This window comes from Sorangium sp. So ce124 (assembly GCF_051525235.1).
GTDB lineage: Bacteria > Myxococcota_A > Polyangia > Polyangiales > Polyangiaceae > Sorangium > Sorangium atrum.
This window is the reverse complement of sequence record NZ_CP150312.1, coordinates 1,940,855-1,956,471: the sequence shown is the minus strand read 5'-3', so window position 1 is coordinate 1,956,471 and position 15,617 is coordinate 1,940,855. Positions and strand designations below refer to the sequence as shown.

The window sequence follows — 15,617 nt, the reverse complement described above, 5'->3', positions numbered from 1 at the left end:
GGCGCGGGTCCGGACAGGGAACTTTTCGCGGCGGCCTCGTTCGCGGCCCCTCCCCGCCCCGCTCTCGGCTACGATGCACGTCGCGTTCACGACGCGCGCCGCGTACCCACCGCGGCGCGCACCGCCGCGCGGAGAAGCCATGAAGTCGGACTGGATCGATCTGGGCCCTCTCTCCGAATTTCCGGCGGAGGTGCCCGTGCTGCGCAAGGACGACGCGGGGCGGCGCTTCGCCTGCGTCCTCCGGGGCGGCGAGGTCCACGCGCTCGACGATCGCTGCCCGCACCAGGGTTACCCGCTCTCGCAGGGCGCGCTGCGCGACGGCGTGCTGACCTGCGCGTGGCACAACTGGAAGTTCGAGCTCGCCTCGGGCGCCTGCACGTTCGGCGGCGAGCCCGTGCGGCGCTACGCCACCCGCATCGACGGCGGGCGCGTGCAGCTCAACCGGGCCGTCGACACCGCGGCCGAGGTGCGGCGCCTCGTCGCCGGCCTGCGGGAGGCCGTCGTGCGCGACGAGCCGGCGCGCGCCCTGCGCGAGGGCCTCCGGCTGGGCGCGCTCGGGCTCCACCGGGGGGAGACCGGCCTCGGCAGCCTGCACCTCGCGTTCGAGGTGCTCGCCAGGGACGGCGCGGAGCGCGCCGAGTACGGCTTCGATCACGGCCTCGCCCTGCTCGCGGACCTCTGCGCCTGGGTCGAGCGCGGCTGGATCCCCGCCGAGGAAGCGTTCGTGGTCGCCGCCCACGCGATCGGCGAGGCGTCGGCCCGGCTAGGCCCCCGCGGCAAGGGCCACGGCAAGGTGGGGGCCCGCTCGCCCCTCGCGCGCATCGCCGACTTCGAGCTCGACGAGCCGGCGAAGGTGAGCGAGGCGCTCGCGGCGGAGCGCCGCGACGAGGCCGAGGCGCGGATGCGCGAGCTCGTCGAGATCCGCGGCACGGCCGGCGCGCGCCGCGCGCTCATGCCCTTCGTCGCGCAGCACCTGTACGACTACGGGCACGGCGCCATCTTCCTCTCGAAGGCGCTCGAGCTGGCCGAGCGGTTCTCGTCCGCCGCCGACGAGGTCCTCGCCGCCTCCACGGTGCAGCTCGCCTGGGCGACCGCCGACACGAGCCTGCCCCCCTTCACCGCCACGCGCGCCGCGCTCGCGCGCCTCGCCGATCTGGCCCTGCCCGGCCCCGACAGCGCCGCGGCGGCCACGCGCCCGGACGCCGCGCCGCTCGAGGGCGCGGAGCGCGCCGCCTTCGAGGCCGAGGTGCTCGCAGGAGAGCAGCCGGCCGTCGAGGCGACGGTGCGCTGGCTCGCGCGCGGCGCCGGGCCGCTCGCGCTGCTCGGCGCGATCGGCCACGCCGCCGCCGTCCGCCTCGCGCGCTTCGACTCGGCCTGGGAAGCGCGCCTCGACGCCGAGGTCGGGGTGCTCGACGTCACCCACGCCGTCACCTTCGCGGAGGCGGCGGCGGCGCTCGGGCGCGAGGCCCTCCCGCGCGAGGCCGCGCAGCTCGCGGTGCTCGCGGCCGGCTTCGTCGGCAAGCTCCGCAAAGCGGACGCCGCCGCGCCGCAGGCGTCCGCTACGACGACCCGCGCGCGAGGCGGCGGGCTGCTCCAGGCGGTGGAGGCGCGCGACGTCGGCGCGGCGCTCGCGATCGCGCGGGAGCTCGACGCCGCGGGTCGCCGGCGCGCGTTCGCCGAGCTCGCCCCCTTCGCCGCGTTCGACGCCGCGGTGAGGCCCATTTTCACGGCGCACGCCGTGAAGACGCTCGAGGCGCTGGAGCGGCTCGAGTCGTCCGATCCTCGGCCCGACGGCGCGTACCTCGCGGCGCTGCTCACCCACGTCGTCCCCGTCCGGCGGGAGCTCTCCGCGCGCCGGATCGCGGCTGTCGCCAAGAAGTTCATGTCCGATGGGCGGCCACCCGATGGGCTGTATTGAGCCGGCCGCCCGCCCGGCGGACAGAGACCGGAGAAACGTGCACTGTTGCGAGCATCATTCATACTGACTGTCTATGCGGCTTGAGCCTGGATCCCACGTAGCGCCGCACCTGACGCTCGACAGCCTCCTCCGGATGGGAGGCGTCGGCAGCATCTGGACGGCGCATCACCTCGGGCTCGGCAAGGAGGTCGCCGTCAAGTTCATCTCTGCGTCGCTCGCGACCGATGCGACAGCGGTCGCCCGGTTCCACCGCGAAGGCGCGCTCATGACGAGGATCAAGAGCCCCCACGTGGCCGAGGTGTACGAGCACGGCGTCGCCGCCAACGGCCTCTCGTACATCGTGATGGAGCTGCTGCGGGGCGAGGAGCTGTCCGACCTGCTAGCGCGCGCCGGGCGCCTCCCCCTGGAGGAGACACTCGCCCTCGTCTCGCAGCTCTGCGCGGGGCTCACCGCCGCGCACAAGCTCGGCATCATTCACCGGGACATCACGCCACAGCACGTCTTCCTCGCCGACACCGACGGAGGCACCTGCGTCAAGCTGCTCGATTTCGGGGTCGCCAGGGGGGATGTCGACCCGGATGGGACCACGCTGACGAACACGGGCGCGGTGGTCGGCAGCCTCGTTTATATGAGCCCGGAGCAGTTCTTCAACCCGAAGCTGGTCGACGGCCGCTCGGATCTCTGGTCCGTGGGCGTCATGGCCTACCACGCGCTCACCGGCGCGCCGCCGTTCGAGCAGAAGGGGATCGAGGCCCTCCTCGGCGCCATCCGGATCGGCACCTTCTCGCCTCCGAGCCAGCGTTGCGCCGAGATCACGCCTGCCCTCGACGCGTGGTTCGTCAAGGCGCTTGCCCGTGAGCCGTCCGGCCGCTTCGGATCGGCCGAGGAGATGTCCGAAGCGCTCCGCCGGGCCGCCGCCAGGCCGCCGGGCCCAGGGAGCGCGCCTCCCAAGGTAGATTGACCGGCATGGCCCGCGCCCGCACCCCGAGCCGTTCCAACCATGAGCTCGTGTTTCGCAGCGCCCGCAAGGGCGAGGAGGGCACCCTCGCGACGGTCGCCTACCGCGCGTTCCAGGCGGGTGATCCAGAGGCGTGGCTGCGGTATTTCACCGAGCACGCGCACCTCGCCCTCGACAACGTGATCGTCGCGGAGACCGACGGCCAGCTCGTCGGGTACGTCGCCTCGCTCGACCTGACGATGAGCTTCGCGGGCGCGGACGTGCCGTTCCAGGGCCTCTCGTCCGTGGCGGTGCTCCCGGAGTTCCGCCGCCGGGGCATCGCGGATCGGCTCGTCCGCGAGAGCCTCCGCCGCATGCGCCGCCGGGGTGAGGCGCTCACCCTGCTCCACCCTTTCCGGCTCTCGTTCTACCGGAGGTTCGGCTTCGGCGTCTGCGAGCTCCGCGACGTCGTGCGCACCTCGCCCGATCGGCTCCCGGACTCGGTGCTGCGCCGCCACGTGCGGGCCTTCTCCCGCCCGCGGGACGAGCCGCTCATCAAGCAGGCCTACGACGTCGCGCGGGCCGACACGACGGGGCAGCTGAAGCGGAGCGACTACTGGTGGGACGTGCGCGTCTTCAAGCGCTCTCCGAGCGGCGCCGTCTACGTGGATCCGGGCTCCAAGGCGATCGCCGGCTACCTGTTCTTCGACGTCCCGGAGGGCGGCGCCTACGGCGCCCAGCAGCTGGTCGTCCGCGAGCTCCACGCGCCGACGCCAGGCGCTTACCGCGGGCTCATCGGCTTCCTCGGCGCGCTCGGCGATCAGTACGAGGTCGTGGAGCTGACGCTCCCGCGCGGCCAGGGCGCGCCGCTGCTCGACGAGCCCGGCATCCGCGACGAGCCGATCGTGTACGAGACGGCGGCCCGGCACCCCGGCCTGTGCCCGCCCGCGCACACGGCGCACCGGCGCAGCGTCCTCGGCCTGACGGCGGCGGGCGCGATGGGGCGCATCGTCGACGTCGCCGCCGCGCTCGCGCTGCACCCGTCGCCGCGGAAGCACGGCGTCCGCGGCGCCATCGGCGTCGACGTCGAGGACCCCGTGTTCACGGACGCGCCGCGCGCCTTCGACGTCACCTTCGCGGCGCGCGGCGTCCAGACGGCGCCCGGCAGCACGGCGGGAGACCGCCTCTCGCTCTCCATCGAGCGGCTCACGCAGATCTATTTCGGCGCCGCCTCGGCGCGCGATCTCCTGAGCCAGGGCTTCGTGGTGGGCAGCGTCAAGGCGGCCGCCCTCCTCGACGCCGCGTTCGCCGGCCCCCCGCTCTTCCTCGGCACCTTCAACGCATTCTGAGCGCTCAGCACTAGGCGATTCGCCTGCTCCGGAGGAAGAGCTTGAGCGAGCGCGACGTCAGCGCCGTCTCTTCCCCTCCCCTCCGCGTCTCGACGGCGGCGTCGTCGTGGGTGTCCACGAGGAGCTGCCACGGCCTGGCATCGTCGGCGAAGGGGAGGAGGAAGCCCAGGTCGCACGGCGACGCGTTGAGCAGCAGGACGAAGTCGTCGTCGACAAGCCGATCGCCCGCCTCGTCCACGTCGTCGAGCCCCTCTCCCGACAGGAACACGCCGACGCACTGCGTGAACGGGTTCGACCAGTCCTCGTCGGTCATGAGCTCCCCGTCCGGGCGGTACCACTGGATATCGTAGGTCTTGCCGCCGCGGATCGGGCGCCCCTTGAAGAAGGTCGAGCGCCTGAGGGCGGGGTGCTCGTGCCGGATGCGGAGGCATTTGCGCGTGAACTCCAGCAGCGCGCGCGACGGGTCGTCCCAGCCCCACGGCTGCCACGTGAGCGGGCTGTCCTGGCAGTACCCGTTGTTGTTCCCCTCCTGCGTGCGCCCCCGCTCATCGCCGTGGAGGAGCATCGGAGTCCCCTGCGAGAACAGGAGCGACGCCATGATGTTCCGCGCCTGCCGCGCCCGCAGCTTCAGGATCTCGGGGTCGTCGGTCGGCCCCTCGACGCCGCAGTTCCACGAGCGGTTGTCGTCGGCGCCGTCGCAGCCCCCCTCCCCGTTCGCCTCGTTGTGCTTCTCGTTGTAGGAGACGAGATCCGCCAGGGTGAAGCCGTCGTGGGCCGTGACGAAGTTGATGCTCGTGTACGGCTTGCGCCCGCTGTTCTCGTAGAGGTCGCTGCTCCCCGTGATCCGGAACCCGAGATCGGAGGCGATGCCGCCGGAGCCCCGCCAGAAGTCGCGCAGCGTGTCCCGATAACGGCCGTTCCACTCCGCCCAGCGCACCGGGAAATTGCCCACCTGGTAGCCGCCGGGGCCCACGTCCCAGGGCTCGGCGATGAGCTTCACCTGGCTGAGCACCGGGTCCTGGTGGATGATCGTGAAGAAGCTCGAGAGCTGGTCGACGTCGTGGAGGCCGCGCGCCAGCGCCGCCGCGAGGTCGAAGCGGAACCCGTCCACGTGCATCTCGAGGACCCAGTACCGCAAGGAGTCCATGATCAGCTGGAGCGTCTGCGGGTGACGCACGTTGAGGGTGTTCCCCGTGCCCGTGTAGTCGAAATAATAGCGCTCGTTGCCAGGGACGAGGCGGTAGTAGGTCGGGTTGTCGATGCCGCGCAGGCTCAGCGTCGGGCCCAGGTGGTTGCCCTCCGCCGTGTGGTTGTAGACGACATCGAGGATGACCTCGATGCCGGCGGCGTGGAGCGCCTTCACCATCTCCTTGAACTGACGCACCTCCGACGCCACCTCGGCGCCTGCACGGTACCCGACGTCCGGCGCGAAGAAGCCTATCGAGTGGTATCCCCAGTAGTTCCGGAGCCCCTTGTCGAGCAGGAATTTCTCGTGCACGAAGGCGTGCACGGGCAGGAGCTCGATGGCCGTGATGCCGAGATACCGCAGGTATCCGATGATGGCCGGGTGGGCGATGCCAAGGTAGGTCCCGCGGAGCTCCTCGGGGATCTCCGGGTGCTGCATCGTCAGGCCGCGGACGTGCGCCTCGTAGATGACGCTGCGGTGGAACGGCACGTAAGGGCGCCGGTCCCCGCCCCAGTCGAAGGACGGGTCGATGACGACGCCGAGCGGGGCGCCGAGCGCCTCCCCCTCGGCCATGGCGAGGTCGCCGTCGGGCTCGCCGCTCCGGTGGGCGAACGCGCCCGCTTCCCACTGGACCCGCGAGGCGAGCGCCTTCGCGTACGGATCGAGCAGGCGCACCCGCGGGTTGAAGCGCAAGCCCCGCTCCGGCGCCCACGGGCCGTGCACGCGATATGCGTATTTCTGCCCGGGCCCGACCTCCGGCACGTAGACGTGCCAGACGAGGGAGGTGCGGTGACGCATCGGCAGGCGTTGCTCGTTCCCCTCGTCGTCGACGAGGCACAGATCCACGGCCTCGGCGTTCTCCGAGAAGAGGGCGAACTGCGTTCCAATACCGTCCCATGTCGCGCCCAGCGGGTACGGATCCCCCGGTCGCAATCCTTTGCGCTTGTGGCTCATGCTGGTCTCGGTTCCGCGATCCACGGCTGGGGCGGCACCCCCTCGGGCCTCGTCGCCCCGGCCGGCGTGTTTGCGAGGCTAGGCGACGTGAGGGCGCCGGCTGCCCATGGCGTCGGTCACGACATCCACGACGCTCCGAGCCATCCCCTCCGCGATGCGGAGGGCCTGCGCCTGATCGCCCTCCGGGGTGCACATCCTGAGGCGCTCGATCATGTCCACGAGCCGCCGGGCTAGCTCGCACGCCTCGGTCATGGAAGCTGGTGATTCGAGGGAGGCCCTCCGCGGGAGGGAGACCATCTCTTCGCTCGGCGTCATCGTGGTCGACATCATGCCTGGCTCCTTATCAGTGATGGCTGCGGTCCGCACCCCCCAGAGCAGGCGTCGTGCCAGCACGGCTCCGGTGCGGATGCTCACCGTAGACACAACGGTGGGTGCTCGGCTGACAGACTGGGCGGCACAAACCGCCACAGGTGGGGCGATTTGTCCCCCTCACAGCCTCCCTCGCTTGGTAAGGCGGGGCAGCGCAACGAACAGCCAGATGCAAAAATTGAAGACACGATGCATACCGTACGGGCTCGCTGTACGGAGGCTGTACGGGACGGCCGCTCGGGCTCTGCTGGGGTGTGCTCGAGCTTCCATGGCCTCTGCGCATCCCTTGCCGTGGGGGCGGGCGGGCCGTGTGCGCTCGCAGCTTGCGGGGGCGAGGACGGCGTCGCGCGCGCCTCACGGGGGGCGAACGTGGCGAGCACGATCGCGGCGCGGGCCCTGCCTTACGCGCGCCGTCCGGGAGGCAGGTGGGCCGCGCTCCGCGCGACGTCGCGTGAGACCGCGAGGTGATCCTGATCGCTGCGCGGCCCCGAGGCGGCTATGGCTACGCCCGGGGGGGCCAGGTTAGTATCCGTTCCTCCGCGGCGGCCGCCGGTCCAACGCGTCGCGGTCGAGAGAGCACATGATCGGAACACTCCAGGCGAAGCTCCAGTATCTCAAGAACAAGAACCTCCACAACTGGCTCGGCGGCTACGCCCGGCAGAGGATCGAGAACGCCCGTGCTCCGCGTCCGCTCGGTCCGCGGCACCTGCTCTTCGCGGTCTGCGATCACTGGGAGCCAGGGTGGGAGAACGCCACACCGGAGGTCGGCGACGCGCGGGTGAGGGCGTGGTCGAAGGGGTATCCCGAGATGGCCGGCGCGTACCGCGACGCGGACGGCCGGCACCCGCGTCACAGCTTCTTCTTTCCGGGGGAGCAGTACACGCCCGGGTGGCTCGACGCGCTGGCGGACCTCACGCGCAGCGGCTTCGGCGAGGTGGAGCTGCACCTGCACCACCACAACGACACGGAGGAGAACCTGCGCGCGGACATCCTCAGGTACCTGGACATCCTGGGGAAGCACGGGCATTTCTCGCGCGACCCGGACGGGCGCATGCGTTACGGGTTCATTCACGGCAATTGGTGCCTGGCGAACTCCGGGCGGGACTCGCGGAACTGCGGAGTCGACGCGGAGCTCCCGCTCCTCTTCGAGACGGGCTGCTATGCCGACTACACGTTCCCGTCGGCACCCGACGAGTCGCAGCACTCCATCGTGAACCAGATCTACTGGCCGACGGGCAACCTGGCGCGCCGGAGCGCCCACGCCGTGGGGGCGCGAGCCAAGGTCGGCGAGGTGCTGGAGGACCGGATCCTGATGATCGAGGGCCCGCTCGCGCTCGCGCTGACGCGCCGGGGAAGCCGGGTGCGGATGCGGATGGAGTACGGCGCGCTCCAGGCGGTCGATCCGCCGACGCCGGACCGGGTGAAGACGTGGGTGGATCAGAACATCCACGTCGAGGGGAGGCCCGAGTGGGTGTTCGTCAAGGTCTACACGCACGGCGCGCCCGAGGAACAGGCGGAGTCGCTGCTCGGCGCCGGGGGCCACGCGCTGCACCGGGAGCTCACCACCCGTTACAACGATGGCAAGGAGTGGGTGCTCCACTACGTGACCGCGCGGGAGATGTACAATATCGCGATCGCCGCGCTCGAGGGAAAGACGGGCAATCCCGGTGACTACAGGGATCACCGCCTGAAGCCGCCGCCCTGCGCGAGCTGACGCGACCAGTCCCCCGCCGACAACACCGTAGGCCCTCGGCGCATAGGCGTTAACCACGCTTCGCGCCGCGTTCTCCTACATCCGAACGTTTACGTGGTCGTGGTCGTCAACGATAGGCCGTGAACGACCACGACCACGACCACGTAAACGTCTGAGGATTGATCACATTTCCCCCTTAGTTTTCGCTGTGTTGGCAACGGCGGTGTTCCAGCCCATCTCCAGCATGAGCAAGGTCTGCATTCCGCGCGCAAGCGTCAGCCAGCCGGGGGGACCGTTGCGCTTCAGATGTCCACCAAGACCGGCAACGGCGTAGAGCGCATCGACTACCGTCGCCCCCTGAGCCGGCAGCTTCTTGGGCTGGTGCTGATGCAGCAGCTTCAGCTGCGTGGGGTTCAGGGCTCGTTCCGCAGGTGCATTGGGCTCAAGGCGTGACAGCGAGCGCAGAAGCAGCATCTGCCACGCGATCGGAGCGAACAGCGCCAGCGCGTTCGTCAGGCTCCGGAAGCTCTCGAGCTGGCGCGTCTCGAGGGCGCAGCCGGTCTTGAGCGCCTTGAAGAACTCCTCGATGAGCCACCGTGCCCGGTAATGGTCGACGATCGCTGCGATCTGGTCGGGCGTGTCGACCGGCTCGTTGGTCGCCAGCACCCACGCGACCGGCTCTTCGCCCGCTGGGGTGTCGATCTCCTGCACACACACGATGTTGACCGCCAGCTCTTCGGCCAGCTCGGGCAGGTAGTACGGACGGCGAAGCGCCACGCGCCGGGCGCCGACGCCCAGCGTGGCCCTCCGCTCCGAGCGCTCGGGGTGCGCGCGCTTGCGCGCAGGTACCGGGCCGGCGCGGCGTTGGGTGAGCACGACCTCGCGGCTAAGCCGGATCGGCAGCTCGACCAGCGCCTCGCTCAGCCGCAGCCGTTCGCTGTCGTCGAGCGATTCCTCCTCGTCCTCGGCCAGCTCCGCCACGTTCCGATCGCGCGCCATGCGCACGACGAAGCGGTGGCCCTGCTCGACCATGGCGCACAGAAGCGGGTAGGCGTCGGCCTCGCGATCCATGATGTGCACCAGCGACGTGCGGTCGCCCACGGCCTGCTCGGCCGCCTCCACCTGCCGCAGCCAGCGCGTCGACTCCTTGTCGGTCACGCGCGCATAGTCGCTGCCCGTCCTGTTCTTCTTGCGTGGGCTCTTGGACAGGGCGGAGGCTTTGCGGGCCCAGCAGGCCAGCCCCAGCAGTCCGAGCGGCTGGTTGATCGCGTCGGTGGCCACGGCGAGCGTCGCGTGCGCCAAAAAGCCCTGGGTGTCCTTGCCGTTGAGCGGACCGAGCCCTTTGCGTGCGCCGTCGCCGTCGAAGGCGACCGCGGTGGTGTCATGCACCGCGCGAACCGTGTCGTGACCGGCCATCCGCTCGAGGGTCTGCTCGCTGTGGGCTTGCACCAGCGCACCATACGACACGCGCTTGTTGCCAAGCAGCCGGTAGAAGCCCTCCAGCTCGGCTTCTGTCTTCAGCGCGTCCGGGAAGCTCTCGCCCGGCGCGACGCTCAGCCGCGCCACCACCGCCCGGACCCGCTGATGCAGGCGCGCATCGCCCAGCTGCACCGTCTCGAACTCGCGCACGAGCGACGGCGTCGCTTCCGCCACATCGGGATTTCCCATGACATTTCAGACGCTTGGCGGGTCCGAAACGGATCAAAAAAAGATGTGCGGGATCTTCAGACGTAAACGTTCACGTTCACGTTGGTGTGTCCGTCGCGCGGATCGGGCAGCTGACCGTGCCTCAGCCCGGCCCGCGACCGCTCTGTTCGCTGAGGACATCCTTCAGGAGCGCGTGATAGCGCTCCCCCACGATGTCCCATGACAGGGCCCCCACACTGCCCCGCAGGGCCTCCGGCTCCCATGCCGTGTCCAGCGCTCGCGTCAACGCGGCCCCGAGCGCCCCGGGATCGCCGGGAGGGACGAGGAGGCCATTGCCCCCGTGCCCTTCGCGGACGAGCTCCGGCACGCCGCCGACACGGGTTCCGACGACGGGGCGGCCCGAGGCGAGCGCCTCCAGGACGACGTTCGGGCAGCCCTCGCGGCGGCTCGGCAGGCAGAACACGTCGCACGCGGCCATGTAGTCCGGGATCTCGACGGGCAGCGCCCAGCCGAACAGCCGCACGCGATCGCCCAGGCCGAGCGCGCTCACCTTCGCGCGCAGCGGCTCGAGCAGCTCGCCACCGCCCACCATCATCAGGTGAATGTCGCGGCGGCCCGCCCGGTCGAGGTGCGCCATCGCGTCCACGAGGACGTCCACGCCCTTCTCGGGCACGTGATAACCGGCGTACAGCACCACCTTCGCGTCCGCCGGGACACCGAAGCGCCGCCGCGGCTCGGCCCGATCCCGGATCGCGAACCGCGCGCCGTCGACCGCGTTGTGCTGCACCACGACGCGCTCGCGCGGCACCCCGAGCTCGACCAGGCGCTCCCCGAGCGCCCCGCTCACCGCGACCACCCGGGCGCAGCGCTGGAGCGCCGGCGCGATCTGCGCCCGCAGCGCGGCGTTCCTCGGCTGCTCGTTGATGTCGCTGCCGAGCACCGTCGTGACGACAGGCACCCCCGCCTCCCGCGCGAACGCCTCCGCGGCGACGGTGTCGGGATAGGCCCACGCGGCCAGGATCGCGTCGTACGGGAATTCGCGCCGCAGCCCCGCCATCGTGCGCCGGAGCGACGCGCGGAGCCCCTGCGCGTGAAGGCTCGGCAGCCCCGGGATCGACCAGTACGTGGGGAACAGCGCGTCGATGCCGGTGTGCGCCTCGCGCGTGCCGCCGAAGAGCTCCCGGGACGCCCCGCGCGCGCGCGTCCACCAGGGGATCGGGGCCACGAGCCGGACCTCGCAGCGGCGCGCGAGCGCCCTGTACGTGTGATAGCTGTACGGCGCCATCGTCGGCAGCCGCGTGGAAGGGTAATGATGGGTGAAGACCAGTACCTTCATCGCGCGCTCGCCCGTCACGTGAGGCGGAAATAGAGTTGCTCGTATTTGCGCGTCATCTTCTCGAACGAGAAGTCGTCGCGCACCCGGACGTGCCCCGCCTCGCCGAGCCGCCGTCTCAGCGCCGGATCGCGCGCGAGCCGCTCGATCGCGTCCGCGAGGGCGTCGTGCCCGTCCACCGGGACGATCAGGCCGTGCTCCTCGTGCCGCACCACCTCCGGGACCCCGCCGACCGGCGTCACCACGACAGGGAGGCCGCGCGCCATGGCCTCGAGGACGGCGAGCGGCAGCCCCTCGTCGCGCGAGGGCAGCGTGAAGAAATCGGCGGCGATCAGCAGATCGGGCACGTCCTTGCGGAAGCCGAGGAAGCGCGCCTCGGCGCCGTGGACCCCGAGCTCCCTCGCGAGCCCATGGATGCGATCGCGCTCGTCACCGTCGCCGACGACGAGCACCGTGACCGCGACGCCCCGCTCCCGGAGCCGCGCGAGCGCCCGGAGCAGCACGTCGTGCCCCTTCACCGGATGGAACGCGGCGGGCATGATGCCGACGAACACGTCCGGACCAAGGCCGAGCTCGGCGCGCACCTCGTCGCGCGTCCGCTTGGCCGGGGTGATGTCGATCCCGTTGTGGATGACAGAGATGTTGCTGGCCACGCCGACCGCGCCGCTCTTGTTGGCCGTGTCCTGCGAACAGCCGACGACGGCGTCCGTTTCACGCCACTCGAAGCGCGACGGAACGCGGATGATCCCGCGCGTCTGGGCGTGATCGGTGAAGACGAGCCGCGCGCGCGTAAGGAGCTTGCCGATCGTGGCGTAGTGGAGCGCAGTGGGGTTGTGCGCGTGGACGACGTGCGGACGGGCGCGCCCGAAGGAGAAGGCCGCGTGCGCGAGCCGCTTGGGGAGACGCCCGTCCAGCACCGTGGTCGGCAGCGTCCGCTGCCGCGCCAGCTCCGCCAGCGGCCCGCCGCGCAGCGCGAGGATGGAGGCGTCGTGGCCGTGGCGCCGCTGCGCCTCGGCGAGGCGCAGCACGAAATGCTCCATACCTCCGCCGTTCAGGCTGCTCACGACATGGACGATCCGCAGCGTCGAATTCCCCATGAAGGCTTGCTACCCGAATCGGGTCCCCTGTTGAAGCGCAAACCGCACCCAGCATCACCACACGCGCTGCCAAACGCCCACCCGGCACGCTGGCGGTCTTGGCGTCTGGCGAGCGTGGACGAACGTCGGCGCGCGCCAGCGAACGTCAACGTTCGTCCACGCTCGCTGGCGCGCGCCGACGCGCGCCAACGCTCGTCCACGCTCATCGACGCGCGCGCCCGAGATCGATGGATCAGCGTACCACCTCGCCTCGCCGTCACCTCACCTTTTGATTTGCCGAGCGGAAGCGGCTACTAGACGGGCATGAAACCTGAGCTTCGGCGCGCCCTTGACGAAGGCATGCGCCGCGTGCCCGGCATGGACGCCGCGACGAGGCTGCTCGCCGTGCGGCTCGAGACGGTCAGAGCGCTCCTTGCGCGCCGGCTCGCCGAGAACCCGCTCCCCGTTCCTGACGCCGTGACCCCGAGCGAGATCCCATCGGTCGCCGAGCTCGGCCCGGGGGACAGGGTGCTCGCGGAGCTCGATCAGGACGGCTTCGCCTTCGCGGTCCACCCGGCCGATGTCGCCTTCTTCAACCGGCGGAGCGAGAAGATGCCGCGCCTGCGCTACCGGCTGCACATCGTGCTGCGCAACGGCTACGTCTGCGTCCGCAAGCGCTTCGTCCGCCAGCCGCAGAACGCGCCGCTCCAGGCGCACCTCTTCGCCCTGCTCGGTCTCTTCTTTTACAACGAAGCAGCCTCGCTCTTCCGCCTGCGCGACCTCCCCAGCGTCCCGAGGATTCGCGATCTCAGCCTCGCCACGCGCACCCTTTACCTCGACTACGTGCGCGGACGGACGCTGCAACATCAGGTCGCCGAGCGCGGGGAGAAGGTGCTCGACATCGACCTCGCGCCGCTCGGGCAGCTGTTCGATCCGGACCGCGATCGGCGAGAGATCGAGGCGTTCGCGAGCCGCGGCGGAGAGGCCTACCGCGGCCGGATCGAGGAGATCGTCAGGGCGATGAACGCGCGCGGCGTCGCGCCGCTCGACGTCAAGCTCGGCAACGTGCTCGTCGGCGAGAAGACGGGCGCCCTGTACTGGATCGATTTCGAGCGGGCCGCGCTCGAGGGCACCCCCCGCTACCGCGACCGCCTCGAGGAGCACCATGACCTCGTGAACCGGTGGTTCGGGCTCGCGCTCCCCGGCGACGGCGGGGCGTGAGGCGCGCAACGCGGTGCGCCGCGGCGCGCTCTGATGCGATGCGCTCAATGAACGGCTCCCGCGATCGAGGGTGCGATCGATGACGAACGATGAAGGCGCGGCGCCGCGGAGCGCCATCGAGCGGATCGGCGAGAAGACGGGCCGATCGTGGCCGAGCATCGAGGCGGCCGCGCGGCTCTCGGCGGAGACCCGGGCGCGGCTCGCGGCGCTGCTCCGCGAACAGATCCCGTGCGACACGAGCGTGGTCGTCTTCGGCTCGCTGGCGCGGGGCGAGTACACCACCGGCAGCGATCTCGACTGGACGCTGCTCATCGACGGTCAGGCCGACGAGGGGCATTTCAGCCAGGCCCAGGCCATCACGAGGATCCTGAAGGAAGCGAAGTTCCACGAGCCGGGCCCGACGGGCGTGTTCGGCAACGTGGCCTTCAGCCACCCGATCCTCCACCAGATCGGCGGGCAGGAGGACACGAACAAGAACACGACTCAGCGCATCCTGCTGCTCCTCGAGTCGCTCGCGATCGGCCAGCCGGACGCTCACGAGCGGGTGCTCAGGCTCGTGCTCTCACGGTACGTGGAAGACGACCGCGGGCTGCGCTACGGCAGCAAGCGCGAGATCCTCCCGATGTTCCTCCTGAACGACATCGTCCGGTACTGGCGCACGGTCGCCGTCGATTTCGTCTACAAGCAGCGGGAGCGCAGCTCGGGCTGGGCGCTCCGCAACGCGAAGCTCAGGATGTCGCGGAAGCTCATCTTCGTGAGCGGGCTCCTCACCTGCTTCGGCTTCGAGCTGTTCTGCAAGGATCGGACGACGTTGACCGACGACGGCGAGCGGCTCTCGACGCCGGCGCTCGTGCGCTTCCTGCGAGAGCGCATCCGGGTGACGCCCCTGGAGAGCCTGGCCGAGGTGCTGCTCCGGCCCTCGATCTCCGCGGAGACGGCGCGCACGCTGTTCGACAGCTACGACGCTTTCCTCGCGCTCCTCTCGAACGAGGAGGAGCGCGGCCGGCTGAAGCAGCTGCCGCTGGACGATCAGCTGGGCAGCGACCCGACCTTCAAGCGGGTGCGGGACATCGGGCGTGAGTTCCAGGGCGGGCTCGACCGGCTCTTCTTCAAGGAAGACGAGGAGCTCCGCAAGCTCCTCCAGACCTATGGGGTGTTCTGATGCGACCCGTGGGCTACTCGACAGGGGCGCTCGCCCTCAGCGACGTCGAGCGGGCGCTCTCGATGCTCGAGGGGAGCTCGGCGACCGCCGTGGAGCTCTCCGCGCTGCGGATCTCGGAGCTCAAGCCGCTGCTCCGGCTCCTCGGCTCGCTCGACCTGTCGCGGTACGACTACGTCTCGTTCCACGCTCCGAGCCGCTTCGACGCGGCGGAGGAGCGCGCCGTCGCCGACGCCATGGCGGAGGTGGCCGCGCTGGGATGGTTGATCGTCCTCCACCCCGACACCGTCCATGATCTCGGCGCCTTCCGGCAGCTCGGCGGCTCCCTCGCGCTCGAGAACATGGATAAGCGAAAGCGGACAGGCCGCACCGTGGAGGAGCTCGGGCCCTTCTTCGACGCGCTGCCGGACGCGTCGTTCTGCTTCGATATCGGCCATGCGCACCAGGTCGATCGCACGATGACCGAGGCCCATTTCCTCGTACGGGAGCACAGGACACGCCTGAAGCAGCTCCACGTGAGCGAGGTGAACGCGGGGAGCCGCCACGACGCCCTGAGCCAGGGCGCGGCGCACGCGTTCCAGCGGATCGCCGCCCACATCCCTGACGACGCGGCGCTGATCCTGGAGACCCCGGCGTCGCCCGCGGAGCTCGAGCGGCAGATGGCCATCGCGCAGGCGGCGCTGTCGAGCCTGAAGGGCCTGGAAAACGCACACGCCTGAGGCTGCGCGCGGCGCAGCCTCGACGGGAGCCGCAGCGCCCGGGTCCGGCCGCCTCC

Annotated in this window: 12 protein-coding genes; 7 read left to right on the top strand and 5 right to left on the bottom strand. The window is 70.8% G+C overall.

Annotated elements, in window-relative coordinates; genetic code table 11:
* Positions 1 to 139: 139 nt before the first annotated feature.
* The 3 genes from WMF19_RS07355 (at position 140) to WMF19_RS07345 (ending at position 4,204) form a co-directional block, all read left to right on the top strand.
* Entirely contained in the window at positions 140 to 1,918 is a 1,779-nt protein-coding gene (locus WMF19_RS07355; protein WP_437898418.1) for a Rieske 2Fe-2S domain-containing protein, read from the top strand.
* Between the two features lie 73 nt (positions 1,919 to 1,991).
* Positions 1,992 to 2,879 carry a serine/threonine-protein kinase gene (locus WMF19_RS07350; protein WP_437898416.1) on the top strand — a complete coding sequence of 296 codons (888 nt, stop codon included), beginning with the start codon at positions 1,992 to 1,994 and terminating at the stop codon, positions 2,877 to 2,879.
* Between the two features lie 5 nt (positions 2,880 to 2,884).
* Positions 2,885 to 4,204: a GNAT family N-acetyltransferase gene (locus tag WMF19_RS07345; protein WP_437898415.1), complete on the top strand. Its 1,320-nt coding sequence runs from the start codon at positions 2,885 to 2,887 to the stop codon at positions 4,202 to 4,204.
* A 10-nt stretch (positions 4,205 to 4,214) separates the two neighbouring features.
* Here the strand turns inward: WMF19_RS07345 and glgX are convergent, their stop codons facing one another.
* Positions 4,215 to 6,344 carry a glycogen debranching protein GlgX gene (gene glgX / locus WMF19_RS07340; RefSeq protein ID WP_437898414.1) on the bottom strand — a complete coding sequence of 710 codons (2,130 nt, stop codon included), beginning with the start codon at positions 6,342 to 6,344 and terminating at the stop codon, positions 4,215 to 4,217.
* Positions 6,345 to 6,422: 78 nt separating this feature from the next.
* Complete coding sequence (locus WMF19_RS07335) at positions 6,423 to 6,674, bottom strand: hypothetical protein (protein WP_437328069.1); 252 nt, start codon at positions 6,672 to 6,674, stop codon at positions 6,423 to 6,425.
* Positions 6,675 to 7,293: 619 nt separating this feature from the next.
* Here WMF19_RS07335 and WMF19_RS07330 point away from each other — a divergent pair.
* Positions 7,294 to 8,427: a hypothetical protein gene (locus WMF19_RS07330; RefSeq protein ID WP_272100962.1), complete on the top strand. Its 1,134-nt coding sequence runs from the start codon at positions 7,294 to 7,296 to the stop codon at positions 8,425 to 8,427.
* Between the two features lie 162 nt (positions 8,428 to 8,589).
* Here WMF19_RS07330 and WMF19_RS07325 read toward each other — a convergent pair whose 3' ends face one another.
* From WMF19_RS07325 to WMF19_RS07315, 3 genes are all read right to left on the bottom strand, one after another.
* Positions 8,590 to 10,074 (bottom strand): IS4 family transposase, encoded by a 1,485-nt coding sequence (locus WMF19_RS07325; protein WP_437898412.1) that lies wholly within the window; start codon positions 10,072 to 10,074, stop codon positions 8,590 to 8,592.
* 121 nt (positions 10,075 to 10,195) lie between these two features.
* Positions 10,196 to 11,389: a glycosyltransferase family 4 protein gene (locus tag WMF19_RS07320; protein WP_437898411.1), complete on the bottom strand. Its 1,194-nt coding sequence runs from the start codon at positions 11,387 to 11,389 to the stop codon at positions 10,196 to 10,198.
* A 14-nt stretch (positions 11,390 to 11,403) separates the two neighbouring features.
* Positions 11,404 to 12,483, bottom strand: coding sequence for a glycosyltransferase family 4 protein (locus tag WMF19_RS07315; RefSeq protein ID WP_437898409.1), 1,080 nt, complete (start codon positions 12,481 to 12,483; stop codon positions 11,404 to 11,406).
* Between the two features lie 303 nt (positions 12,484 to 12,786).
* On the opposite strand from WMF19_RS07315, the gene WMF19_RS07310 reads away from it, so the two are divergent.
* From WMF19_RS07310 to WMF19_RS07300, 3 genes are all read left to right on the top strand, one after another.
* Positions 12,787 to 13,683 (top strand): hypothetical protein, encoded by an 897-nt coding sequence (locus tag WMF19_RS07310; RefSeq protein WP_437898408.1) that lies wholly within the window; start codon positions 12,787 to 12,789, stop codon positions 13,681 to 13,683.
* A 79-nt stretch (positions 13,684 to 13,762) separates the two neighbouring features.
* Complete coding sequence (locus WMF19_RS07305; RefSeq protein ID WP_272100957.1) at positions 13,763 to 14,845, top strand: nucleotidyltransferase domain-containing protein; 1,083 nt, start codon at positions 13,763 to 13,765, stop codon at positions 14,843 to 14,845.
* Positions 14,845 to 15,561, top strand: coding sequence for a hypothetical protein (locus WMF19_RS07300; protein WP_437898407.1), 717 nt, complete (start codon positions 14,845 to 14,847; stop codon positions 15,559 to 15,561). Before WMF19_RS07305 ends, WMF19_RS07300 begins: the two co-directional genes overlap by 1 nt.
* Positions 15,562 to 15,617 lie beyond the last annotated feature (56 nt).

Coding starts and splice junctions, on each gene's coding strand:
- WMF19_RS07355 (WP_437898418.1), top strand. CDS start 140: ATGAAGTCGGACTGGATCGATCTGGGCCCTCTCTCCGAATTTCCGGCG.
- WMF19_RS07350 (WP_437898416.1), top strand. CDS start 1,992: ATGCGGCTTGAGCCTGGATCCCACGTAGCGCCGCACCTGACGCTCGAC.
- WMF19_RS07345 (WP_437898415.1), top strand. CDS start 2,885: ATGGCCCGCGCCCGCACCCCGAGCCGTTCCAACCATGAGCTCGTGTTT.
- glgX (WP_437898414.1), bottom strand. CDS start 6,344: ATGAGCCACAAGCGCAAAGGATTGCGACCGGGGGATCCGTACCCGCTG.
- WMF19_RS07335 (WP_437328069.1), bottom strand. CDS start 6,674: ATGATGTCGACCACGATGACGCCGAGCGAAGAGATGGTCTCCCTCCCG.
- WMF19_RS07330 (WP_272100962.1), top strand. CDS start 7,294: ATGATCGGAACACTCCAGGCGAAGCTCCAGTATCTCAAGAACAAGAAC.
- WMF19_RS07325 (WP_437898412.1), bottom strand. CDS start 10,074: ATGGGAAATCCCGATGTGGCGGAAGCGACGCCGTCGCTCGTGCGCGAG.
- WMF19_RS07320 (WP_437898411.1), bottom strand. CDS start 11,389: ATGAAGGTACTGGTCTTCACCCATCATTACCCTTCCACGCGGCTGCCG.
- WMF19_RS07315 (WP_437898409.1), bottom strand. CDS start 12,483: ATGGGGAATTCGACGCTGCGGATCGTCCATGTCGTGAGCAGCCTGAAC.
- WMF19_RS07310 (WP_437898408.1), top strand. CDS start 12,787: ATGAAACCTGAGCTTCGGCGCGCCCTTGACGAAGGCATGCGCCGCGTG.
- WMF19_RS07305 (WP_272100957.1), top strand. CDS start 13,763: ATGACGAACGATGAAGGCGCGGCGCCGCGGAGCGCCATCGAGCGGATC.
- WMF19_RS07300 (WP_437898407.1), top strand. CDS start 14,845: ATGCGACCCGTGGGCTACTCGACAGGGGCGCTCGCCCTCAGCGACGTC.